The sequence below is a fragment of the Ascidiaceihabitans donghaensis genome (assembly GCF_900302465.1).
Lineage (GTDB): Bacteria > Pseudomonadota > Alphaproteobacteria > Rhodobacterales > Rhodobacteraceae > Ascidiaceihabitans > Ascidiaceihabitans donghaensis.
Genome location: NZ_OMOR01000001.1, coordinates 985,211 through 1,006,792 on the forward strand (window position 1 = coordinate 985,211; position 21,582 = coordinate 1,006,792).

General features: G+C 55.1%; 24 protein-coding genes and 1 pseudogene. 5 read left to right on the forward strand and 20 right to left on the reverse strand.

Annotation, left to right across the window (positions count from 1 at the left end; genetic code table 11):
• Position 1: 1 nt before the first annotated feature.
• The 9 genes from ASD8599_RS04905 to ASD8599_RS04945 form a co-directional block, all read right to left on the reverse strand.
• Positions 2–1,522, reverse strand: coding sequence for an ABC transporter ATP-binding protein (locus tag ASD8599_RS04905; protein ID WP_108827503.1), 1,521 nt, complete (start codon positions 1,520–1,522; stop codon positions 2–4).
• A gap of 73 nt (positions 1,523–1,595) precedes the next feature.
• Complete coding sequence (locus ASD8599_RS04910) at positions 1,596–2,597, reverse strand: BMP family lipoprotein (RefSeq protein ID WP_108827504.1); 1,002 nt, start codon at positions 2,595–2,597, stop codon at positions 1,596–1,598.
• A 131-nt stretch (positions 2,598–2,728) separates the two neighbouring features.
• Complete coding sequence (locus ASD8599_RS04915) at positions 2,729–3,160, reverse strand: GNAT family N-acetyltransferase (RefSeq protein WP_245925926.1); 432 nt, start codon at positions 3,158–3,160, stop codon at positions 2,729–2,731.
• On the reverse strand, positions 3,157–3,741 hold the full coding sequence (gene tsaB, locus ASD8599_RS04920; protein ID WP_306418863.1) for a tRNA (adenosine(37)-N6)-threonylcarbamoyltransferase complex dimerization subunit type 1 TsaB: 585 nt from the start codon (positions 3,739–3,741) through the stop codon (positions 3,157–3,159). The genes ASD8599_RS04915 and tsaB overlap by 4 nt, the downstream gene beginning before the upstream one ends.
• Complete coding sequence (locus ASD8599_RS04925; protein WP_479688719.1) at positions 3,741–4,187, reverse strand: GFA family protein; 447 nt, start codon at positions 4,185–4,187, stop codon at positions 3,741–3,743. The genes tsaB and ASD8599_RS04925 overlap by 1 nt, the downstream gene beginning before the upstream one ends.
• A 14-nt stretch (positions 4,188–4,201) precedes the next feature.
• Entirely contained in the window at positions 4,202–4,765 is a 564-nt protein-coding gene (locus ASD8599_RS04930; RefSeq protein WP_108827506.1) for a NifU family protein, read from the reverse strand.
• Positions 4,766–4,963: 198 nt separating this feature from the next.
• Positions 4,964–5,419: a universal stress protein gene (locus tag ASD8599_RS04935; protein WP_108827507.1), complete on the reverse strand. Its 456-nt coding sequence runs from the start codon at positions 5,417–5,419 to the stop codon at positions 4,964–4,966.
• Positions 5,420–5,542: 123 nt separating this feature from the next.
• On the reverse strand, positions 5,543–6,406 hold the full coding sequence (locus ASD8599_RS04940; RefSeq protein WP_108827508.1) for a branched-chain amino acid aminotransferase: 864 nt from the start codon (positions 6,404–6,406) through the stop codon (positions 5,543–5,545).
• Between the two features lie 87 nt (positions 6,407–6,493).
• On the reverse strand, positions 6,494–6,730 hold the full coding sequence (locus tag ASD8599_RS04945; RefSeq protein WP_108830011.1) for a hypothetical protein: 237 nt from the start codon (positions 6,728–6,730) through the stop codon (positions 6,494–6,496).
• A 143-nt stretch (positions 6,731–6,873) separates the two neighbouring features.
• Here ASD8599_RS04945 and ASD8599_RS04950 point away from each other — a divergent pair, with 143 nt between their 5' ends.
• Positions 6,874–7,590: a M48 family metallopeptidase gene (locus ASD8599_RS04950; RefSeq protein WP_108827509.1), complete on the forward strand. Its 717-nt coding sequence runs from the start codon at positions 6,874–6,876 to the stop codon at positions 7,588–7,590.
• 19 nt (positions 7,591–7,609) lie between these two features.
• Here the strand turns inward: ASD8599_RS04950 and ASD8599_RS04955 are convergent, their stop codons facing one another.
• The gene (locus tag ASD8599_RS04955) at positions 7,610–7,897 is read right to left on the reverse strand and encodes a CBU_0592 family membrane protein (RefSeq protein WP_108827510.1); all 288 of its coding nucleotides are present in this window, start codon (positions 7,895–7,897) and stop codon (positions 7,610–7,612) included.
• A gap of 167 nt (positions 7,898–8,064) precedes the next feature.
• Here ASD8599_RS04955 and ASD8599_RS04960 point away from each other — a divergent pair, with 167 nt between their 5' ends.
• Complete coding sequence (locus ASD8599_RS04960; RefSeq protein WP_108830012.1) at positions 8,065–8,415, forward strand: YigZ family protein; 351 nt, start codon at positions 8,065–8,067, stop codon at positions 8,413–8,415.
• A 21-nt stretch (positions 8,416–8,436) separates the two neighbouring features.
• Here ASD8599_RS04960 and trhA read toward each other — a convergent pair.
• From trhA to rimO, 4 genes and pseudogenes are all read right to left on the reverse strand, one after another.
• Positions 8,437–9,018: pseudogene (trhA, locus tag ASD8599_RS04965) on the reverse strand (PAQR family membrane homeostasis protein TrhA); the annotation flags it as partial.
• Between the two features lie 42 nt (positions 9,019–9,060).
• Positions 9,061–9,453: a thiol-disulfide oxidoreductase DCC family protein gene (locus tag ASD8599_RS04970; RefSeq protein WP_108827511.1), complete on the reverse strand. Its 393-nt coding sequence runs from the start codon at positions 9,451–9,453 to the stop codon at positions 9,061–9,063.
• A 55-nt stretch (positions 9,454–9,508) separates the two neighbouring features.
• Complete coding sequence (locus tag ASD8599_RS04975; RefSeq protein WP_245925928.1) at positions 9,509–9,868, reverse strand: hypothetical protein; 360 nt, start codon at positions 9,866–9,868, stop codon at positions 9,509–9,511.
• Positions 9,869–10,046: 178 nt separating this feature from the next.
• The gene (gene rimO / locus ASD8599_RS04980; RefSeq protein ID WP_108827512.1) at positions 10,047–11,417 is read right to left on the reverse strand and encodes a 30S ribosomal protein S12 methylthiotransferase RimO; all 1,371 of its coding nucleotides are present in this window, start codon (positions 11,415–11,417) and stop codon (positions 10,047–10,049) included.
• A 117-nt stretch (positions 11,418–11,534) separates the two neighbouring features.
• On the opposite strand from rimO, the gene ASD8599_RS04985 reads away from it, so the two are divergent.
• Positions 11,535–13,472, forward strand: a complete 1,938-nt coding sequence (locus ASD8599_RS04985) for an AsmA family protein (protein WP_108827513.1) — start codon at positions 11,535–11,537, stop codon at positions 13,470–13,472.
• Positions 13,473–13,509: 37 nt separating this feature from the next.
• Here ASD8599_RS04985 and ASD8599_RS04990 read toward each other — a convergent pair whose 3' ends face one another.
• The 6 genes from ASD8599_RS04990 to ASD8599_RS05015 all read right to left on the reverse strand — a co-directional run bounded on the left by ASD8599_RS04990 (position 13,510) and on the right by ASD8599_RS05015 (position 19,870).
• Positions 13,510–14,949 (reverse strand): phosphomannomutase/phosphoglucomutase, encoded by a 1,440-nt coding sequence (locus ASD8599_RS04990; protein WP_422664759.1) that lies wholly within the window; start codon positions 14,947–14,949, stop codon positions 13,510–13,512.
• 85 nt (positions 14,950–15,034) lie between these two features.
• On the reverse strand, positions 15,035–15,868 hold the full coding sequence (kdsA, locus tag ASD8599_RS04995; protein WP_108827515.1) for a 3-deoxy-8-phosphooctulonate synthase: 834 nt from the start codon (positions 15,866–15,868) through the stop codon (positions 15,035–15,037).
• 1 nt (position 15,869) lies between these two features.
• A complete protein-coding gene (locus tag ASD8599_RS05000) occupies positions 15,870–17,627 on the reverse strand; it encodes a KpsE/RkpR family capsule polysaccharide export protein (protein WP_108827516.1) in 1,758 nt (585 codons plus the stop codon).
• Positions 17,605–18,264 (reverse strand): ABC transporter ATP-binding protein, encoded by a 660-nt coding sequence (locus ASD8599_RS05005; RefSeq protein WP_108827517.1) that lies wholly within the window; start codon positions 18,262–18,264, stop codon positions 17,605–17,607. Before ASD8599_RS05005 ends, ASD8599_RS05000 begins: the two co-directional genes overlap by 23 nt.
• A gap of 234 nt (positions 18,265–18,498) precedes the next feature.
• Entirely contained in the window at positions 18,499–19,527 is a 1,029-nt protein-coding gene (locus tag ASD8599_RS05010) for a permease (RefSeq protein WP_108827518.1), read from the reverse strand.
• The gene (locus ASD8599_RS05015) at positions 19,520–19,870 is read right to left on the reverse strand and encodes an ArsR/SmtB family transcription factor (protein ID WP_108827519.1); all 351 of its coding nucleotides are present in this window, start codon (positions 19,868–19,870) and stop codon (positions 19,520–19,522) included. Before ASD8599_RS05015 ends, ASD8599_RS05010 begins: the two co-directional genes overlap by 8 nt.
• A 103-nt stretch (positions 19,871–19,973) precedes the next feature.
• Here ASD8599_RS05015 and ASD8599_RS05020 point away from each other — a divergent pair, with 103 nt between their 5' ends.
• Positions 19,974–20,555, forward strand: coding sequence for a uracil-DNA glycosylase family protein (locus tag ASD8599_RS05020; RefSeq protein ID WP_108830014.1), 582 nt, complete (start codon positions 19,974–19,976; stop codon positions 20,553–20,555).
• Entirely contained in the window at positions 20,552–21,343 is a 792-nt protein-coding gene (locus tag ASD8599_RS05025) for an SseB family protein (protein WP_108827520.1), read from the forward strand. Before ASD8599_RS05020 ends, ASD8599_RS05025 begins: the two co-directional genes overlap by 4 nt.
• Positions 21,344–21,582: the final 239 nt, after the last annotated feature.

The window sequence follows — 21,582 nt, forward strand, 5'->3', positions numbered from 1 at the left end:
CTCAGGCCCCCACGCCAGCCATTAGCAGGCCCAGCTCTTTTTCGTCGGTTTCATCGGGAAGACGTTCACCCATAATGTGTCCGTCGAACATGACCGCGACACGGTCGGACAAAGCAAGAATTTCTTCCAGCTCGACACTGACCAGCAATATCGCCTTGCCTTGGTCGCGCAGGGCCACAATTTGCTGGTGGATAAATTCGATCGCGCCGATATCAACACCGCGTGTTGGCTGGCCGATCAGCAGCAGGTCAGGATTGCGTTCGATTTCGCGGGCCAGCACAATCTTTTGCTGGTTGCCGCCTGAAAAGTTCTTGGCCGCCAGCTTCGGGTCGGGCGGGCGGACATCAAACCGCTCCATTTTTTCAATGGTGTCTTGTTTGATGGCGGCGTTGTTCATCAAAATGCCGGATGCATAGGCGGGTTCATCATGATAGCCGAAGGCAGTATTTTCCCAAGCCATGTAATCCATGATCAAGCCTTCGCGCTGGCGATCTTCGGGCACATGGGCGATACCACGTTTGCGGCGCGATTTGCCATCGGAAAGCTTGCCGGTCAGATCGATGGGGGCACCATTCACAGACACTGTGCCAGAGCCATCCGCGTAGCCCCCAAGCACTTCCAGAAGCTCCGACTGCCCATTGCCTGCGACACCGGCAATGCCTACAACTTCGCCAGCGCGAACTTGCAGGTTGATGCCTTTCAAGCGCTCAACGCCCTGTTCGTCCACGACGCGCAGGTTTTGTATATCCAACACCACGTCACCGGGGGTGGCTGGGTCTTTATCGACGCGTAACAATACTTTACGTCCGACCATCAGCTCTGCCAATTGCTCGGGGTTGGTTTGCGCGGTTTTGACTGTGGCGGTCATTTCACCGCGTCGCATCACGCTGACGGTGTCGGTGATTTCCATGATCTCGCGCAGCTTATGTGTGATCAGGATGATTGTTTTGCCTTCCTCGCGCAACCGGCCCAGAATACGGAACAACTGGTCCGCTTCAGCCGGAGTAAGCACGCCGGTGGGTTCATCCAAAATTAGAATTTCGGCCTGTCGATACAGGGCTTTCAAAATCTCGACACGTTGTTGCATGCCCACGCCGATCTCTTCGATCAAGGCGTCGGGATCGACGTTCAATTCGTATTCGGCGGCCAGATCAACAAGGGATTTTCGGGCCTTGGTCAGTGATGTGGACAGCGACCAACCATCTTCTGCACCCAGAATAATGTTTTCCAGCACGGTGAAGTTTTCGACCAGCTTGAAGTGCTGAAACACCATGCCAATGCCTGCGGCAATGGCCGCTTGGCTGTCTGGAATGTCCGTCTTACGGCCAGAGATGAAAATATCGCCCTTGTCGGCTTTGTAGAACCCGTAAAGGATAGACATCAACGTGGATTTGCCCGCGCCATTTTCGCCGATGATGCCGTGTATCGTGCCGGGCATCACAGAAATTGAGATGTCTTTGTTGGCTTGAACAGGACCAAAGGCCTTTGAAATGCCTTTCAGCTCAATCGCGGGGGCTGTCATGGGGTGCAGTCCTAATGATGTCTTGAAATAAGGGCCGCGCCAGAATTCCGGCGCGGCCCATTTTGGTTTGGAATTAGAACGTCAGTGCAGGGCAGCTGTCATTTTCATAGTAGGACGCCACTGTGATGTCGCCTGCGATGATTTTCTTGCGGGCCTCTTCTACGGCTGCTTTCATCTCGTCGCTGACAAGGGCTGCGTTGTTTTCGTCAAACGCGGCGCCAACGCCATCTTCTGCCAGACCCAACTGGATCACAGACCCGGTTTCCAGATCTTCACCGGCTTTCATGGCGTTGTAGACGGCAACGTCAACGCGTTTCATCATTGAAGTCAGCACTTTGCCCGGGTGCAGGTGGTTTTGGTTGCTGTCGACACCAATGGACAAAATGTTTTCGTCCGCTGCAGTCTGCAAGACGCCTACACCCGTGCCGCCGGCTGCTGCAAATACAACATCCGCGCCCTGGCTGATCTGGGCCTTGGTCAATTCGGACCCTTTGACGGGGTCATTCCAAGCCGCAGGGGTTGTGCCTGTCATGTTGGCAATCACTGTCGCATCTGGGTTCACAGCTTTTACGCCTTGGGCATAGCCGCAGCCAAAGTGACGGATCAATGGCACGTCCATGCCACCGATGAAGCCGACAGTACCGCTTTTGGACGCCATCGCGGCCATCATGCCAACAAGGTAAGACCCTTCGTGCTCGGCAAAGCTGACTTGGCGAATGTTGTCGCCTTTGATCCAGCTGACGTCGACGACTGCAAACTTTGTGTCAGGATAGTCGGGCGCCACTGTGGACAGCGGATCGGCCATGCCAAAGCCCATAGTGACGATTGGGTTCGCTCCGGCTTCGGCAAAGCGGCGCAAGGCCTGTTCGCGCTGTGCTTCGGATTGCAGTTCGATTTCGCGGAATGTCCCACCTGTTTCTTCAGCCCAGCGTTGTGCGCCGTTGAAGGCAGCTTCGTTGAAGGATTTGTCGAATTTGCCGCCAAGATCAAAGATCAGCGCGGGTTCAGCCAAAGCGGCTCCAGCCGACAAGGCGATCCCGGCAGCTGCGCCAAGGAATTTCTGCATAAGGGTCATAAGGTCGTCTCCCAGTTTTATGTTTTGGACCGTGGATCATTGTCCATCCGCCCCTCTCGGACACGCAGCGTGTCCAGATCAGACCGGAATTAGGCCGCAGGCGGGCGTTGGGGTCAACCGCTTTTTAAGCTTTACAAGGGAATCGGCGTCCCATGCCGCAAGGGCAACGTGGCCCGCATGACGATAGCGTCCACTGATGTACCATCGCTGCGTTTATAATAGGCATTCCGACGCGCAACCTCGGCGAATCCGTGGCGCATGTACAACGACATTGCAGGGGCATTGTCTGCGGCGACTTCTAAAAAGGCCTCATGGGCCTGCGTGCTACCAAGCCAATTTTGCATCAAAATGTGCCCAACGCCCATGCGTTGGGCCCGAGGCAGAACCGCAATCGTCAACAGCTCTGCTTCTTGGGCGACCGTACGCACAATCGCAAATCCGTGCATGTGGGTCAGGACCGTAACCAAGGGGCTTTCTATCAGGCTTGCGATCTCTTCTGCGCCCCATGACCGTGATGTCGGAAACGCTGCGGCGTGAATGTCGGCCATTGCCTGCGGTGTCACGGCAAAATCACCGGTGGTGCGTCTTTGGGCGGTGCTGCATCGGGGGCACGCACGTAAAACGGAGCGGGTGCGGCAGTAGGATTGGGATATCGCAAGGCTGCCAACCGCGCGATGGCGCCAGCCAATGCGTCAGGTGAAGGATCATCAGGCAAGGATTTCCCTACAGCCTCGATGTCTTTGCGAAGTGCAAGGGCAGGGCCATCTTCTGCCTGCACGTAAACGGCATCGCGGGGGGCGGGGACTGCTACCAGTGTCCCGTCCGGAAAAAGCATCTGACGCTGTTCAAACCCGTTCACCCCGTAAGCGGGAAGACCTAGCCCCAGTGCCAAACCACGCGCGGCAGACACGCCGATGCGGATGCCGGTGAAGTTGCCGGGCCCGACGCCCACGCCAAGCGCCGCAAGGTCTGGAAACCCCAGGCTGTGGCGCGACAACACGTCCTGCAGGAAAGGGATCAAGCGTTCTGCCTGCCCTTTGGTCATCGGTTCTTGCACCATTTCAAGCATTTCATCGCCGCAGATTAAAGCTGCGGCGCAATGTGCGCTGGATGTGTCAAAGCCAAGGATAACAGGACCGGTCATCAATCGTCGCCTAACAAAGTGGTGCGTGCAGAGCCGGTGTGACGTGGCATGTCATCTTTCTGATGAAGCCACGACAGCGCATAGTTTGCATGGCTGTGCGTGGTCGGCTCAAGGCTTTCGACTTGATCCCACAGGCCAACAGGCACGTATATCTGATCTGGTAAATAGTCATAGGCCGCGGCAACGGCTGCGCCACAGCTTGGACAAAACCATCTGGTGACGCCTTCAGTGACCGTGTTGGCGCGTGTTGGTGCAGGGGTGATTGTAAGGGTTGTTTCGGCAAAAGCCGCGAATGCCGCCACGGGGGCACCACTTAACCTGCGACAGCTATTGCAATGGCAATAGCTGACCACATCGGGCTTTCGGGACGCCGACAAACGGGTATGCGAACAATAACACCGCCCGGTCAGGGGCGGTGCATCGGAATGTTGGGATGTTGAAAACATGCCGTAGGATCAAATCAGACCGCGACAGGGCGGACTTCTGTGACTTCGGGAATGTAATGGCGCAGCAGGTTTTCGATGCCCATTTTCAGTGTCAATGTAGACGAAGGGCAACCGGCGCACGCGCCTTGCATATGCAAATAGACGACGCCGCGGTCAAACCCGTGAAACGTAATGTCGCCGCCATCCTGGGCAACTGCCGGGCGTACGCGGCTGTCTAGAAGTTCTTTGATTTGGCCAACAACAACGCCGTCTTCGCCATCATGTTCGGCATGACCTGACGCCGGCTGATGGTCGCCAGCCATGACGGATTGTCCGGATTGGAAATGTTCCATGATCGCGCCAAGCAATGCCGGTTTGATATGGTCCCAATCAACAGCATCGGCTTTCGTGACCGTCACAAAGTCGGTGCCAAAGAACACGCCAGTGACACCTTCGACGGCAAAGATCCGTGTGGCCAAGGGGGACTTGTCAGCCGCATCTGCCGTTGGAAAATCGGCAGTGCCCATTTCCAGAACGGTCTGGCCGGGCAGAAACTTCAACGTGGCGGGGTTCGGGGTCGATTCGGTTTGGATGAACATGACACTCTCCTAGGGTTGGGACAGATATGCGGTCCGCACGGGCTCTCGTCAAGGTTTAGAATTGTTCTAAAACCGTAAGGCGCTCCAAATCGCACGAAAATAGTATGTCTTTTTCGCAAAAAAATCCCGGAAGAGGTGCCGCACACCAGAGGCAGGTCCCCCTTCAAACGATAGATAACCCGATAAAGACGCAAAAACTCAGGTGATCGCCTCAAGCTTTTCTTTGCTTAAATCACCCGGAACAATAGTGATCGGGATCGGAAGCGATCCGGAGCTGCGGGACAATTGGGTCACCAAGGGACCAGGACCTTTTTTGTCGGTGCCTGCGCCCAACACCAAAACGCCGACTTCCGGATCTTCGGCGATTTGTGCAATGATTTCATCAACAGCTTTGCCCTCGCGAATGACCAGCTCAGGATCAACATGCTGCTTGTCGCGCATCCATTTGGCGAAAACCTCAAAATGGGCGTGTATGCGGTCACGGGCTTCCTCGCGCATAACTGCGCCAACGCCAATCCAGTGATTGAACTCTTCCGGCGGGATCACGGCCAGAACCTCGACACCACCGCCTGTGTGCGCGGCACGCAAAGCGGCAAAGCGCATTGCGTTCAAGCATTCTTGGCTGTCATCCAGCACGACCAGAAATTTACGCATGATGTTCTCCTGTCTTGACGCGACTGTGACGCACTGCGGTCGCGGTGGCAACGGTGTTGCGAAACTGGCAGGATAAATTGCGCCGAATTGGACCCAATGCCCCATCGTGGCGGCGCAGTGGTTTCATGCTTTGCTGGTGGCCCAATCCCAATACATTTCGCGGACGCGTCGTGTCACGGGTCCGGCTTGATATGCCACGTCATCGAAGGCTGTGACGGGTGTAACTTTCGACATGTTGCCGCTCATAAAGACTTCGTCGGCACTATCAAAATCTTCATAGTTCAGGACGGTTTCGTGCACTTTGACGCCATCCTGAGACAGGTTGATCATGTGGCGTGCACGGGTGATGCCAGACAGGAATGTGCCGTTTGGAATGGGGGTGAAAACTTCGCCATCCTTGACCATAAAGATATTGGCCGTTGCGGTTTCGGCAACGTTGCCCATCGCATCAAGCGCCAGTGCATTGCCGAACCCTTTGGACCGCGCTTCGGTTAACATGCGTGCATTGTTGGGGTACAGGCAGCCAGCTTTGGCGTTTACGACGCTGCTTTCCAGCACCGGGCGACGGAAACGGGTGCGTGTCAGTGTTGTTGAGGCACCTGTCGGGGCCATCGGAATTTGTTCCAGACAAATGGCAAAAGCAGTTGTTTCGGGGGCGGGTACGATGGCCGTTGGATCACCGCCAACCGCCCAGTACATTGGGCGGATGTAGACGGCATCTGTCGCGTCGTAACTGGCCAAGCCGTCCCAAACGATGGCAACCATATCTTCGGCGGATAGGGTCGGGGCCATTTGCAAAGCTATGGCAGACCGGTTGACGCGTTCGCAATGTGCTTCCAGATCAGGCGCCACGCCATTAAAGTAACGCGCACCGTCAAATACAGTTGATCCAAGCCATGATCCGTGGTCCGCGGCCCGCATAATGGGCAGATCACCATCATGCCATGTTCCGTCGAAATAGGTTTTGATTTTTGTGCCAATTGCCATTGCCGTCTCCTCCGATTGGAGGATTTCTAGCATGATTAGGTCATATATCCATACCTAATTGTGAGGCGGGCAATTCCGGTTCCGACCTTATGATGGATCGTTCAGCGAATAAATGCCTTCAGGCAGGTCCAAAGCGGCTGCCAGGTCGCGCACTTGGGCATGGGACAGCGTTACCAAAACGGCCCGATCTGCAACAGGATCATACTGCTGCACCGTCACGCATTCAGTGAAGCTGTTGACGATGACATCTTCGCGCAACGCGCTTTTCCCCTCATCCATCAGCGTGATGATCGTGGAATCGAATTCGTGTTCAATGCTAAACATGACTGCCATGGTGCAGCCGGATGGAATATGATGCAAGTCTGCAGGCAAGGCTTTGCCATAAGGTGATCACGTCCTTGCGAAGGGGGCTGGCCCTTGGGGGGATGCGTGGTATGCTTCTGTGCGGTTCAAGTGAAAGGGTTAAAATGCTGGGTAAGGTTTTTTGTGCGATTGGATTGATCGCATTGGTCGCGGCCTGTGACGAAATCCCCACTGATGCGTCTGGGCCGACATCCAGTGCGCCTGCACAGGCGTCAAAAACCCTGAGAACACCGGATCAGGCGGCCCGTGCTTTTGTACAAGTGACGCAGCGCGTGGAACCTATCGCGGAACGTGAATGCCGCGCACGCACATCGGGCGTAAATTGCGATTTTCGCATTATTGTGGACGATCGTCCGAACCAACCGGCAAACGCGTATCAGACGCTGGATAAAAACAATCGCCCTGTCATAGCCTTCACTATTGGTCTTATTGCTGAGGCCCGAAATGCGGATGAGCTTGCCTTTGTCATGGGGCATGAGGCGGCCCACCACATTGCGGGGCATATTGGACGTCAGCGTCAAAATGCGGTCGCGGGAGCTGTAATCTTTGCAGGTCTTGCGACGCTTGGTGGGGCCAATTCTGCGGCTGTTGAAAGTGCAACAGAACTGGGAGCACAAGTTGGTGCCCGCAGCTATTCCAAAGATTTTGAACTTGAGGCCGACGCGTTGGGGACCATCATCACGCATAAGTCCGGGTACAATCCATTGGTCGGCGCCGAGTTTTTTAACCGTATCCCTGACCCGGGCGACAAGTTTCTTGGAACACACCCGCCCAATGCAGCCCGCATTCAAACTGTGCGTCGGACTGCCGCAAAACTATAAATGTGAAGGGCGATTGCCTTTAGAAGAGTGGCCCATTTTCGCCGTGACCCGTACGGCGCATATGGAGTGCCATGCCGATGGTGGACATAATCACCCAGAACACTTGAATCATAGCTGAAGCCAGATTGAAGCTGACGGTCAACCCGATCAAAACGGCACTGGCTGCGAGAAGGTTCAAAGCGAAATATGTGATGCTGTGTCCGTTGATGTAGCGCAAGGTCAGCATGCCATAGTTCAAGACATACAATAGGAAGCCGCCTACGCCGATGGCTTCTAAAATGGTTGATGTTTGAATTGCGAAGCTCATAAAAAACTCCTTTTGAAAACGAGATGAAATTTAAATAATTAAAGTCGCGCAATAAAATCTGCTGCTGTCTAAGACTTAACAGTGTTTTTTGTGTTTTGAAGGTCCGGTAATCCTTACCAGGACAGCGCCATCCAAGCTGCAAAAGGCAAACACCTGTGGAAAAAACGATCGTAAAATTGGGGCATGTCCTGACAGACAAAGGGTCGAAATATGCCGTGTCGGGCGTGCCAGCTGCGGATCGCAGTCAAATTGATGCAGCGCTGAAAGCGCTAAAGCGCGACAAATCTTATGCCAAAGCCACCCACAACACATGGGCTGCCCTGCTTTCAGAGGGTGGAGCTATCAAAGGCGACGATGGTGAAAGTGGCGCAGGGATGGTTATTTTGCGCATGTTGGAACGTGAGGGGCTGCACAATCATCTGGTTGTTGTCACACGCTGGTACGGGGGCAAGCATTTGGGTGGTGACAGGTTCCGGCATGTCCAGACTTGTGTAAGGGCTTATCTGGATGCGTTGTGACTGGGTTGCAGCGACTGCCATGAAACAACATGCGGACGCTGATAAGACGAACCCGTGCCAGATCGGATTTTGAAATCTAAAACTGGGGCGCGCAAAGACCAGACACCCCAGCGTGTACAACACGCCGCCCGTGGCAATACATCCAAACACAAACGTCCCGAACTGCAGCGCAATTGGACAGGCCAGCAAAACGCTGACCCATCCCAGCCCAAGATACACTGCCAAAGATCCGCGCCCGCCGGCCCCCCATATGGTTAGCTTTGCCAAAGCCCCCAAGACGGATATCACCCAGACGATCACAAGAACTGCATAGCTAAATCCGCTGCCCAGCATCAATGCAAGTGGCGTGTAAGTGCCAGCAATTTTTAGGTAAATGGCGGCGTGATCAATGCGCCTTAAAACAGGTCGCATCCGGTCCCAAGGGGTCATGTGATACACGGCTGATGCAACAAAGGCGAAACCGGCAAGAACAGCGTAAACAATGACGGCAGGTGATGCGTCATGGGCCATTAAATACTTCACGCCAGCGTAGACCGCGATCAAACCTGCGGCATGCAAAAGCCCGTCTGCCAATGTTTCCGTATTAGAATATGGATAGGACATTACGCCACCTTTCTGGGAAAGGAGGCTATTCCACAAAGGTCACTATTTCGTTGACGCCTGCTTGCCAGACGCGCGGCGCAGACGCAGCAGATGCCAGCGGTAAATTATCGGTGCCAAAACAAAATCATAGCCCCACACCGCCAAACGGTGAATGCCGGGAGTGCTGACCAAGCGTGCCAGCCAGTTGTATCGCGGCATTTGCTGCCACAGCACGATAAAAGCAGGAATACCCGAAAGGCGTTTGCTGCCATGTTGCACGTACAAACGGCGCGCCGCTTTGTCGGCATCCAAACCCCAAGCTGCAAGTGCGCTGCTGTTCAAGTCATCAAAGCGAATGGGAATATCGTTGGTTTGCGTGTACTTCGCATAGTGGTTGATTTCAGCCGAACACACAGGGCAATTCGCATTATAAAGCACTTTGGTTTCATCTGTCATGGTGAACAGATAGGCCCTTGGCACTGGTCTGCCCAGAGACACGGCGCCGCAGGTGTTACTTTGGTTTGTTGCCGTCGATCCACCGTGCCATCAATGATTTGTCTTTGAAGCATTCGGGGGGAACCTGCGCCCGTTTGAGCCGCGCGATGCGTTCTGCAAAGGCCACCTGTTTGGAAGACGGGTAATTGGAAAAGCGTCCTGTGACAGGCTTTGGTTTATATCTGTCAATCCAGGCGGAAAGATCTGAACGATTGTGGAACAGCGCTGCGGGCGCTGGCAAGCCTGCTTTGGCAGCAATGGATTGGGCATAGGCGATCTGTTTAGGGGTCGCCGCCATATTCTGCGCAGGGCTGTGATCGGGTGTTTCAACATTCACCGGCGCAAACAGGCCGGGCAAAGGCGCTTGAAAGGTCATGCTGTACTCTCCGTGTTCCATATGAGAACATATATAGAACAAGAAGGGAACATTGCAAGGTTTTGTTAACCAAGGCTAAGAATCCGTTGCCAGCCGGACAATCGGATCATCACACCAAGGGTGCCATAACGTAATAAAGTGCGAACCTTTAGACCGCTGTGCCTTTAGGGTCAGGACCCTAAACGAGTTTCCCCCACAAATCGTATTCGCCTGCTTCGTCGACTTCGACGCGGAGGATGTCGCCAACGGAAAGACCTTCGAACCCTTCGTCGATAAACAGGTTTCCGTCGATTTCAGGGGCATCTGCCTTTGTGCGACACGTGGCGGCGTCTTCGTCGATTTCATCCACGATCACGTCGATCACAGATCCTACCTTTGCTGCTAGCTTCGCCTCGGAGATGGCTTGTGCTTTTCCCATGAAGCGATCCCAGCGTTCTTGTTTGATGTCGGCAGGAACATGGTCTGGCAAAGCATTTGAGCGGGCGCCATCGACGTTTTCGTATTGGAAGCATCCAACGCGGTCCAATTGGGCTTCGTCCATCCAATCCAGCAGCGTCTGGAATTCGGCTTCGGTTTCGCCGGGGTACCCGACAATGAAGGTTGAGCGTAAAGTAATATCGGGGCAGATGTCGCGCCATGCGGCGATTTCGTCCAGAGTTTTAGAGGCCGCTGCCGGCCGGGCCATGCGTTTCAGAACATCAGGGTGGGCGTGCTGAAATGGGATGTCCAAATAGGGCAATACCAAACCGTCAGCCATCAAAGGGATCAGCTTGCGCACATGGGGGTAGGGGTACACGTAATGCAAGCGCACCCATGCGCCCAGAGTTCCAAGATCACGGGCCAGATCGGTAATGTGGGCGCGGTGGCCGCGGTCTTCGGCATGTTTGATGTCGACGCCGTAGGCGGATGTGTCTTGCGAAATTACCAAAAGCTCTTTGACGCCTGCTTCAACCAGCTTTTCGGCCTCGCGCATCACAGCATGGGCGGGGCGCGATTGCAGGCGGCCGCGCATATCTGGAATGATGCAAAACTTGCACTTGTGATTGCAGCCTTCGGAAATTTTCAAATAACTGAAATGGCGCGGGGTCAGGGACACCCCAGAGGCAGGCAGCAGATCGACAAAGGGATCGGGGCTTGGGGGCACCGCAGCATGGACCGCATCCAAAACCTGTTCGTATTGGTGCGGGCCGGTAACGGCCAGAACCTTGGGGTGTGCGCCGGTGATATAATCGGGTTCTGCACCCAGACAACCCGTGACAATGACACGTCCGTTTTCAGATAAGGCTTCGCCGATGGCGTCCAGACTTTCCGCCTTGGCGCTGTCCAGAAACCCGCATGTGTTGACGATGACAGCATCGGCCCCGGCATAGTCAGGGGACACGCCATAGCCTTCGGCCCGCAAACGGGTCAAAATGCGTTCGCTGTCGACCAAAGCCTTTGGGCAGCCAAGGCTGACCATACCAATGCTGGGCTGACCGGGGCGGGCCGGATCACGCAGTTTGGCTTTGGGGGCGAGGTCGGGGCGCAGGTCTGGCGGGTTTGTGCTCATGGGGTGGCTATAGCGAAATAGGACGGGCGCGAAAAGAGGTCTGGCATTGTTGCATGCAAGCGCCCAACATAGCATCAAAACCAAACGGCAAAGTTTCGAAGGTATGAGGTGGTGCGGATGAAATGGATCAAACGGATTTTTGGCGGAATTCTGATTGCGATTGTTGTGATTGTGGTCTCGTTGTTCTTTCTGCCGGCTGACCGGATTGCACAGATTGCAGCAGAACAAATACGGACGCAGACGGGACGCGACGTTAAAATCACGGGCGATGTGTCTATGACGCTGTGGCCGGTCTTGGGGGCATCCGTTGGTGGTTTGGAAGTCGGCAACGCTGAATGGTCGCGGCAAGGGGCTATGCTGACTGCCAAAAATGCGGCTGTCGGGATCGATGCATTGGCATTGTTGCGCGGAGAGATCAGCATCACGAACATCGAAGCCACATCGCCGACCATTCGCTTGGAAAGCCGCAAGGACGGGCGTGCCAGCTGGCAGTTTACCGACGCGTCAGGTGAAGCGGTGATTGAAACCGAAACGGCGCCCAGCCGCGAAGTGCAGGCGTTCAGCATCAAACGGTTGGAGATCACGGATGCCACTTTGATCTACGACGCAGAAGGCAGTGATTTGGTGTCTTATTCAGGTGTTGATTTGGAATTGGATTGGCCGGAGCGTCTAGGACACGCTGATATTTCCGCGACATTGCGGCCTGCGGGGCAAGATGTGGATGTGCAGGCGCGGATCGACGGGTTCGCAGGCTTTATTGCAGGTCAGGTGCAGGGAGTGTCCGCGAACATCGCCGCGGGCGGCGGCACCTTGTCCCTGAATGGACGGGCCAGCACGGCTGGGGATGTGGCTGGCAAACTGGCGTTGAATTTGCCCAATACCGACAATTTCGTGACGGCAGTGGGTCTGAACGCACTCGATTTGCCGTCTGCGTTGGGCGCGTCCATGGACTTGGGGGCAGATGTGACATTGACCTCTGATCGCAGGTTGTCATTGCGTGGGATGCGCGTCGATCTTGGGGGCAATGCTATCAGCGGCGCCGCGGATGTATCGCTTAATGGTGTGCCGCAGGTGAATGCACAATTGTCAGTCGGGGCGTTGGATTTGACGTCGGCGACGGGCGGTGGCAGCGCAGGCGGCGGATCGTCGGATGCGGTGAATGCAGGCTGGTCGAAAGCGCGCATTGATGCCTCCGGTTTGGCCGCGTTTAACGGGGAAATCGGGTTGACGGCGACATCTATCGATTTGGGCACATTTAAATTGGGTGCGACGCGGGCCTTGATCAAAAATGAAAATTCCCGGATCGTGTTTGAGTTGCGCGAAGTTCAGGCCTACGACGGCACTGTCTCGGGGCAGTTTGTGATGAACAATCGCAACGGGCTGTCTGTGGGCGGCAAAATCTTTGCAAATTCCATCTCGATGAAACCTTTGCTTGGGGATGCGGCTGGCATCACGCGTTTGAACGGGTCAGGCGATGCGGAGGTCAGCTTTTTGGCGTCTGGTAATTCTGTGCAGTCCATCATGAATTCGATGTCAGGCAAAGGGGCCCTGAAACTGGGCAAAGGGACAATCGAGGGTCTGGATTTGAACGCATTGATGGGCAACGGCAAAGGCAGTGGCGGTACAACTGTCTTTGACAGTCTGGTCGCCACCTTTGACATGAAGGACGGCAACCTGCGAAACGATGATTTGCTGTTTTCATTGCCCAACTATGAGGCGCGTGGGAAAGGTCGTGTCGGGCTTGGGGCGCAAGATGTTGATTACGTGTTTACGCCGACAGCGCTTCGGGCAAATTCCGGCCAAGGTCTTGCCATCCCTGTGAAAGTCACAGGACCATGGGTTGACCCCAAAATTCGCCCTGATTTAAAGGCGGTGATCGACCTGAACTTTTCCAAAGAAAAAGAGCGCATCGAACAACGTGCACGGGAAAAAGTAGAGCAGAAGCTGAAAGAAGAATTAGGTGTGTCTGCACAAGATGGGCAATCACTGGAGGACGCCGCCAAGGACAAGGTCGAAGACAAGCTAAAAAGAGAGCTACTGAAGATCTTTGATTGAGAGGGTGGGTGCACCAAGGTGCACCTTACCCCGTTTTTCAGATTGTTTGATCGTAGTCGCCGACGTTGGATTCTGTACGGATCACCGCATCGATGTCTGCAAAGATTGCGCGCATCTCGTCCTCGGATTCAGGGCTTTCGCACACCACCACCAAGTTTGGCGTGTTGGACGATGCGCGCACCAAGCCCCACGCGCCGTTGTCAAGGATCACGCGGGCCCCGTTCACGGTCACGACTTCTTTGATTGTCCGACCGCCGATTGTGTCCCCAGCGTCATGTTTGGCCACCAGTTTTGCAACCAAGCGATCCAGCGTGTCGTATTTTTCCTCATCTGCACAATAAGGCGACATCGTGGGCGTGGCCCATGTCTGAGGCAACGCTTTGCGCAGGTCCGACATAGACATGTCGGGGTTTCGATCCATCAATTTACAAATTTCAACCGCCACGCGCATACCGCAATCGTAACCGCGCCCGATATCGCCTGCTAGAAAGTAGTGCCCGGATTTTTCGAATCCGGCCAAAGCGCCAATTTCCTTCACGCGTCGTTTCATGTGGCTGTGGCCGGTTTTCCAGTAATCCGCTTTGATATTGTGTTTTTGTAATTCGGGGTCCGAGGCAAACAGACCTGTGGATTTCACATCCGCCACAAAGGTCGATCCGGGGTAAATCTTCGCCAGATCACGCGCCATTATGACGCCAACTTTGTCTGCAAAAATTTCTTCACCTTCGTCGTCCACTACGCCACAACGGTCGCCATCGCCATCAAAACCAAGTGCAAAATCCGCGCCTGATGCTTTTACGCTATCCGACATGTCGTGCAGCATTTCCATGGCTTCGGGGTTGGGATTATAGTGGGGGAAAGTGTAGTCGAGTGCGTTGTGGCTTGGCACCACTTCGACACCCAGGCGTTCAAACAATTCCGGCGCAAAGGCAGAGGCGGTGCCGTTGCCTGTGGCGCAAACCACCTTCAGCTTGCGGGTCATTTTGAAGTCGCCCACAAGGTCATCCAGATACGCTTCGCGTACGCCCTCAATAAATTCATAGGACCCGCCGGGCCGTTGCTGCCCGCGTCCCTCCAGAACGATGTCGCGCAATTCGTTCATCTCGTCCGGGCCATGTGTCAAGGGGCGTTCAAAGCCCATCTTGACGCCCGTCCACCCATTTGGGTTGTGACTGGCCGTGACCATGGCAACGGCAGGCACATCCAGATGGAACTGGCTGAAATAGGCCATGGGCGACAAGGCGGGGCCGATATCTTTTACGGCGATACCGGCTTGCATCAATCCCAGCATCAGGGCGTTTTTGATGGACAATGAATAGTCGCGGTAGTCGTTGCCAACGGCGATCACCGGATCGATGCCGCGTGCATGCATTTGTGTTCCAAGCCCCACACCCAAGGCTGTGATGCCGGGCAAGTTAATCGCCTCGGGATACTGCCAACGTGCGTCGTATTCACGAAACCCTGTGGGTGTAATCATGGCGTCGCGCAGGAATTCCCACGTGTTTACGGAAACGGAAGGGGCCGGTTTTGTCACGGGTTATACTCACTTCTTAAGGGGAGAGTTACAGGGTCAGAGGGCGTGCTTTGGCGATCGCATCCAATTGCATCAAAGTATCTACAAGCGCGGGCATTTGATCCAGATAGATCATGTTCGGGCCATCACAGGGGGCGTTGTCGGGGTCCTGATGTGTCTCCATGAACACGGCACCGACACCAACAGCGACGGCTGCACGTGCCATCACGGGTGCGAATTCACGTTGCCCGCCCGAACTGCCGCCTTGACCGCCGGGCTGTTGCACCGAATGGGTGGCATCCATAACCACCGGATAGCCCGTTTGTGCCATCTGCGGCAGCGACCGCATGTCTGCGACCAAAGTATTGTAGCCAAATGTTGTGCCGCGTTCGGTCAAAAGGATGCGGCGGTTGCCGGTGCTTTCGATCTTGGTGACGATATTTGGCATTTCCCACGGGGCCAAGAATTGCCCTTTTTTGACGTTGATCACTGCGCCTGTATTGCCTGCGGCCAACAGCATGTCGGTTTGGCGGCACAAAAACGCAGGGATTTGCAAAATATCAACGGCGTCCGCTGCCGGGGCACATTGGGCTTCGGAATGAACATCTGTCAAAACGGGCACTTGGATGGATTTTCCCACCTCTTGCAGCGTTTTCAAGCCTTCGTCGATGCCAAGGCCACGTTTACCGGATAGCGACGTCCGGTTGGCTTTGTCGTAGCTTGCCTTAAAAACATACTGCGCACCTGCCGCGTCACAGGCTTCTTTCATTTTGCCAGCGATCATCTGCGCATGGTCGAGGCTTTCCAGCTGGCAAGGGCCTGCGATGATGGTCAGCGGGCGGTCATTGCCAATGGTCAAATCGGCGACTTGGATATGTGTCATGTTAGGACGTTACCTGTTCACGAAGGATGGATGCTGTCAGCGAAATCATCAGGTAGATGCCTGCAAAGATCAGAAAAGCCAAGATCGTGTTTTCGAATGAGCGGGGATACGATGCTTCTTCCGAAGCAACAGGGTCCACCGCAATGGTCAAATAGCGCACTTGGCGGTTGGCTTCGGTACGTGCTTGTTCCAGCTGGGCTTGGGCAAGTTGCAAGTTTGTGTTGGCATTGGCCAGATCAGCTTGCGCCAATTGCAATTCGATTGCTTGTTGTGCCAGTGAATTTTCACCGCCGATTGAGGAATTCAGCTTGTCGTTCAGCTTTTCCAACTGAATGCCGATGCGACGGATGTCGCCTTGTGCGCCTTCGACCTTGGCCCTGTTGGGGCGGGTGTTGTCCAAAAGGGCGGCCAATTCCAGTTCTTTTTCAATCAACAATGTCTCGTATTGTGTGATCGTCGTGCGAATGGCGGCAATCTGGGCTTCGGGGTCGACGCCATTTTCGACCTGAAGCTTGATCAGGTTTTCTTCGGCTTGGCGGCGTTCTTCCTGTGCCTTGTCAAAGGCATCTGTGGCAGCGCCCATCTGGTCGTCGCGTTTTTCCTGACTTAGGTTGTTGACGCGTGCTTGGGCGTATTTGATCAGGCTGCGTGAGAAGTCTGCGGACACTTCCGGGTCGGCCGCGACCACTTCCATGCGGACCATGCCTTCTGTGGGATCATAGCCAATTTTGATGTTCTTTTTATATAGTTTGTAAGCTTCTTCATTGCTTGGGTCTTCGTTCAAGCGCTGGATGGGATCGATGAAGTCTTGTGTAAAGTGCTCTTTAAAGCCAACGTCCGCATCCAGACGCAGCATCGCATCTTTGGATTGCAGATAGCTTTGCACCGCAATGGAATCCGCGCTTGTGGCGAATTGGGTTGGTAACAGGCCACCCAATGGGCCCGCGCCACCAGAACCTTCGTTCTGAATGATCAGAAAATCACTTTCCGTGGCGAACATCGGCGTGGCCACTTTGTAGAAATAGTAGCCAGCGAACAAGGTTGGCAACAGTACAAAAAATGCCAGCCGCACCAGCAAAAGCCCCATTTTTCTGCGGCGGCGACGTGAAATATCGCGTTGAATTTCGGATATTTCGCGCGTGCGGCGTTCTGCGGGACTGATTTCTGTGGATGGCAGGGTCTGTTGACCTGTCGGAATGGTCTGGGGCAATTGCACGCGACCGGCACCTGCCGCTTGGGCGGGCAGCTGCGAAAACGCGTCCGGTGCTCCGCCTTCGCGTTGTTCGCCGCCGGCTTGGGGCACGACAAGTTCCAGCATGTTTGAACGCTGGAATGGATCGATCCCTTTTTCGCGCAACAAGCGCACAGCATCAAAATCGGACGTCGGCGCAAGATTATGTTTTTGGGCCACACGTCGCGCCATGCGCAACTGTCGCCCTGTTAGACCTTCGCGGCGGATGGCGTCCATGTCTGTGTCGCCAGCCACCTGGGTCGCACTGGCGACTTCGCCGCTTTGGGCTGCGGGTTGCCGGGGCGCGGGTTGTTGTGTTGTGGCACTGTTTTGCGGGGCCTGCGGTTGGCGTGCCATGCGCAATTGGTCAACGGCTGACCCGCCGTCTGCCCGATTGGGAACGGCTGTGGGCTGCGGGGCCGCGCCCGTGCTTGGGGCTGCATTTCCGGGCGCAGTAGATCCAGCGCTGCCCGAAGTGGGCGTGTTGCGTTTGATACGGAACTTTCTAGCTTTTGGTTTCGTAGTCATATAACCGCTTCGCCTCTTCGAGGGTGTCAAACATATGCAACTGGCCGTCCAAAAGGACCGCCGCAGACCGCGCGAATTTTTCCAGCGTCTGCGCCTGATGCGACACAATGATAATCGTTGTGGTGCGGAGCCGCTCTTGCAGGATTTCACCTGATTTGCGGTTAAACTCCACATCGGTGGTCGAAGGCATGCCTTCGTCGATGAGATACATATCGAAATCAAGCGCAAGCATCAGCGCAAATGAAAAACGTGCGCGCATGCCTGCGGAATAGGTGCCAAGCGGTTGGTCGAAATATTCGCCCAAATTACACAACCACCGGCAAAAACTTTCGACGTAATCGGGATCAAGCCCATAGAGCCGCGCGATGTAGCGCGCATTTTCCATGGCCGACACCTTGCCCACAACACCGCCCATAAACCCCAACGGGAATGAAATGTTGCAGCCGCGGCGAATTTCGCCTTCATCGGGTTTTTCCAGTCCAGCCATCATATTGATCAGAGTGGTTTTGCCTGTGCCGTTCGGGGCCAGAATGCCCATTGAATTGCCAAGCTCAACCTTGAAGGACACGCGGTCAAGGATCACCTTGCGCTGCGTGCCCGTCCAATAGGACTTGCTGACATTTTCAAACTCAAGCATCGATTGCGTCCTGCGATTGCTGCTCTGGCACCTCAACACTTTGATGTAGGGCTACCGATCCCTCCTTAACAGAGGTGTATTGACGGTCTATTCACCGAATTTGGCTTTATTATGTCCAAACAAGAAACAAATGTACATGTCTTGCACGGCGTGTGGGGGCGATTGCTGCAATCCAAGCTGCAAAAAACACGGCACTTTGTTGTGATCCTTAGCAGGGCGCGGCCGAATGTTGACTTATTGCACCCATTGCCAAAGTCCCCCGGCAACCATCGCGCCCAGAATGGCGAAGGTCAGGTAAGCGGCAAAGACCCTTGGTTTGACCAAGGCCCAAACCGCGATCGCCGCAGGTATACATGACACGCCCCCTGCCACGACAAATGCCATAGCGGCGCCTTGGGTCATGCCTTGGTCCAGTAGGGCATCGACCATCCCAACGGCCATGTACCCATTCAGATACGCAGGGGCGCCGATCAAGGCGCCTTTGATCACAGGCCACGCGCCTTGTCCGCCCAGGAATTGCGCGATCATGTCCGCGGGCACATAACGCAACATAAGGGCTTCAAAGACATAGGCCAGCATCAACCATTTCAGCAGGAAGATGCCATTGTCGAGGGCGGTGTCGCGGAACGTACGCACACGGTCAGCATCGGGCCAAAATTTCCATACCGGCTTGCCCGAAAACGGCTTTTGTACGCCGCAGCATCCGCCCACAGCCGGGCGTTCGCGCAATGGGTCCACAAAGACAGGCGACCGTGCCAGTAACAACGTCCCAAACCCGCCCATCATGCCAAGCCCCACAGCTGCCAGTGTTTTGGCAATGGCAAAATCCCAACCCAATTCGCTTGACGTGATCAAAAACATGGCCGGATCCATCAGGGGCGAGGCCAGCCAAAATGCCATCACTGCCCCTAAAGGCGCACCAACAGCAAGCAAAGCAGCGATAAAGGGGATGACTTCACATGAACAAAACGGGGACAATCCCCCAAGCAAAGCCGCAAAGACAACCATGCGCACCGGATTGCCTTCAAATGCTTTTGCGATCAGGTTTTCTGCACCTGACGCTTTCATATATGCCACCGCCAGAACGGCAAACAGAATGAAGGGTGCTGTGTGCAAAAGCGCGTTGGCTGTAAACAGGACTGTCGGCCACAGCGCAGGCAAGTCGAGCAGCGCGACCAAGGCAAAAATGCCGGCGGCCACAGTCCAGGGGGTTAGAATGTGACCCTTGAGCGAAAAGGGGGCGGGTTGTGTGGTGTTAGCCATGATCGTGGTCCTTGCATGCGGTTGTGCTGTCTGCGCAGCAAGCTGTCAGAAGAAAGTTGGACAGCGATTTTATCTGGTCATAGGCAACAGCCGCACAAATGATGGACCTGCCTTGGCGGGCCTGTTTGACCAAACCGGCTTGGGCCAGGATCTTCACGTGATGCGTCAAAGTGCTGCCTGTCACGCCCGAGCGTTCGCCAAGCGTGCCAATGTTCAGCCCGTCCGGGCCCGCACGTACAAGGACACGCAAAACGCCAAGGCGTTGCTCTGATCCAAGGGCTGCAAAACTGCTGGCGGCGATTGCAAGGTCAAGATCATCGGTGTGTGGTGATTCTATTTTCATAATTCTAGAAATATAGAAATAATTTGACGCTGCAAGAAATATTTCGACAAAGTTAGAAATGATTGCGCTGGACGTGCCTTTTTACATGCCTATCTTTGGGCCAATGACGTTACATGCCCAAATCAAATCTTGCACTTTGTGTGCCGAACGCTTTGCAGACACACACACGAACCATCAACCCCGCCCCGTCGTCTGGTTCCGGCGAGGGGCAAGGCTTTTGATTGCGGGGCAAGCACCCGGTGCGCGTGTGCATGAAGGGCAACGCCCTTTCGTAGATCCATCGGGGGACCGCCTACGGGACTGGCTGGGGTTGAATGAAGACGCCTTTTACGATCAGGACAAGGTGTCAATTGTACCGATGGCGTTTTGCTTTCCGGGCTACGATGCAAAAGGGTCTGATCTGCCACCGCCACCCATCTGCCGAAAAACCTGGCACCAACAGGTTGTAACCCATCTTGGGGAAGTTCCTTTGATGTTGGTCATCGGCGGCTACGCCCAAAAATATCACTTAGGCGTCAAGTCCGGTGTTACAGAAACTGTAAAGAACTGGCGCAGTCACGCCCCAAACGTGTTTCCCTTGCCTCACCCAAGCTGGCGCAATACTGCATGGCTCAAGAAACACCCGTGGTTCGAAGCAGAGGTATTACCCGCCTTGCGTGCCCGCGTGACAGAGGTTTTGAAATGACACAATCGACACCAATCGACGCGGCACATGCTGCGATGCAAGCCGACCCCGAAAACGGCGCCACGCGCTTGGCCTTTTACGAACGGTTGGGCGATGCTGAACTGTACCTTCTTTTGGAAGACGAAGAAGAAGGGGACCAGATCACACCGCTGATTTTCGAAATTCCTGACGGCGATCTGGTATTGGTCTTTGATCGTATCGAACGCCTGACGTCCTTTACCGGCGCGGCATCGCCTTACGCTGCCTTGTCGGGACGCGCGATCGCAGACATGCTTGCGGGGGAAGCGCTTGGCCTTGGATTGAACCTTGATGTGGCGCCTTCGGCATTTGTCTTGCCCCCCGAAGGCGTAAGCTGGATGGCGGACACATTCGGACACGCCCCGGATGAAGTCGAAGCACAAATTTCCGAAGTGCGCCCGCCTGCAGGATTGCCTGAAACACTTTTGACGGCATTGGACACAAAACTGGCAACGGCCATGGGGCTGGCCCGCTGTGCCTATCTTGTCGGTGTCACCTATGAGGGCGGTGGCACAGGCCATATGCTAAGTTTTGTGGATGCGGTGCCTGGCGCAGAAGGCGCATTGGCGAAAGCCGCGGGCGAAGCTTTGACTTTTTCGGGGATTGAAGCAGGGGCGATGGATGTGGGGTTCGTGGCTGCAAGTGACGCGATGGCCGACCGGTTGGGGCGCGTGGGATTGCGGTTCGACCTGCCCGAGCCTGTGGAAATGGGGCAGGTGAGCCGCGCGGCCCCCGGCTCTGATCCCGACGCCCCCCCAAAGCTGCGTTAAGCATAGGTTGCACTTTTGCCCGAACGTGTGGCGCAAATAGAGATAACCGCGCAACCGGATGTTACGAAAAGCCGATGCATAAAACGCCAGATGGGCCAGAGTGTCCGGTCGCAACGGAATTTTGAAACAAAAGTCAGGCTCACATCACGCAATATCAATGCGGTATCACATAGACGCGAGGGGGGGTGCCGAAAATGAAACGCGGTGCCTATTCTTGTTTTCATCGAACGCACATCTCG

What these genes read in the sequence shown, in the direction of transcription:
- ASD8599_RS04905 (WP_108827503.1), bottom strand. Translation starts at nt 1,522, where the DNA reads ATGACAGCCCCCGCGATTGAGCTGAAAGGCATTTCAAAGGCCTTTGGT.
- ASD8599_RS04910 (WP_108827504.1), bottom strand. Translation starts at nt 2,597, where the DNA reads ATGACCCTTATGCAGAAATTCCTTGGCGCAGCTGCCGGGATCGCCTTG.
- tsaB (WP_306418863.1), bottom strand. Translation starts at nt 3,741, where the DNA reads ATGACCGGTCCTGTTATCCTTGGCTTTGACACATCCAGCGCACATTGC.
- ASD8599_RS04925 (WP_479688719.1), bottom strand. Translation starts at nt 4,187, where the DNA reads ATGTTTTCAACATCCCAACATTCCGATGCACCGCCCCTGACCGGGCGG.
- ASD8599_RS04930 (WP_108827506.1), bottom strand. Translation starts at nt 4,765, where the DNA reads ATGTTCATCCAAACCGAATCGACCCCGAACCCCGCCACGTTGAAGTTT.
- ASD8599_RS04935 (WP_108827507.1), bottom strand. Translation starts at nt 5,419, where the DNA reads ATGCGTAAATTTCTGGTCGTGCTGGATGACAGCCAAGAATGCTTGAAC.
- ASD8599_RS04940 (WP_108827508.1), bottom strand. Translation starts at nt 6,406, where the DNA reads ATGGCAATTGGCACAAAAATCAAAACCTATTTCGACGGAACATGGCAT.
- ASD8599_RS04945 (WP_108830011.1), bottom strand. Translation starts at nt 6,730, where the DNA reads ATGTTTAGCATTGAACACGAATTCGATTCCACGATCATCACGCTGATG.
- ASD8599_RS04950 (WP_108827509.1), top strand. Translation starts at nt 6,874, where the DNA reads ATGCTGGGTAAGGTTTTTTGTGCGATTGGATTGATCGCATTGGTCGCG.
- ASD8599_RS04955 (WP_108827510.1), bottom strand. Translation starts at nt 7,897, where the DNA reads ATGAGCTTCGCAATTCAAACATCAACCATTTTAGAAGCCATCGGCGTA.
- ASD8599_RS04970 (WP_108827511.1), bottom strand. Translation starts at nt 9,453, where the DNA reads ATGACAGATGAAACCAAAGTGCTTTATAATGCGAATTGCCCTGTGTGT.
- ASD8599_RS04975 (WP_245925928.1), bottom strand. Translation starts at nt 9,868, where the DNA reads ATGACCTTTCAAGCGCCTTTGCCCGGCCTGTTTGCGCCGGTGAATGTT.
- rimO (WP_108827512.1), bottom strand. Translation starts at nt 11,417, where the DNA reads ATGAGCACAAACCCGCCAGACCTGCGCCCCGACCTCGCCCCCAAAGCC.
- ASD8599_RS04985 (WP_108827513.1), top strand. Translation starts at nt 11,535, where the DNA reads ATGAAATGGATCAAACGGATTTTTGGCGGAATTCTGATTGCGATTGTT.
- ASD8599_RS04990 (WP_422664759.1), bottom strand. Translation starts at nt 14,949, where the DNA reads ATGATTACACCCACAGGGTTTCGTGAATACGACGCACGTTGGCAGTAT.
- kdsA (WP_108827515.1), bottom strand. Translation starts at nt 15,868, where the DNA reads ATGACACATATCCAAGTCGCCGATTTGACCATTGGCAATGACCGCCCG.
- ASD8599_RS05000 (WP_108827516.1), bottom strand. Translation starts at nt 17,627, where the DNA reads ATGACTACGAAACCAAAAGCTAGAAAGTTCCGTATCAAACGCAACACG.
- ASD8599_RS05005 (WP_108827517.1), bottom strand. Translation starts at nt 18,264, where the DNA reads ATGCTTGAGTTTGAAAATGTCAGCAAGTCCTATTGGACGGGCACGCAG.
- ASD8599_RS05010 (WP_108827518.1), bottom strand. Translation starts at nt 19,527, where the DNA reads ATGGCTAACACCACACAACCCGCCCCCTTTTCGCTCAAGGGTCACATT.
- ASD8599_RS05015 (WP_108827519.1), bottom strand. Translation starts at nt 19,870, where the DNA reads ATGAAAATAGAATCACCACACACCGATGATCTTGACCTTGCAATCGCC.
- ASD8599_RS05020 (WP_108830014.1), top strand. Translation starts at nt 19,974, where the DNA reads ATGACGTTACATGCCCAAATCAAATCTTGCACTTTGTGTGCCGAACGC.
- ASD8599_RS05025 (WP_108827520.1), top strand. Translation starts at nt 20,552, where the DNA reads ATGACACAATCGACACCAATCGACGCGGCACATGCTGCGATGCAAGCC.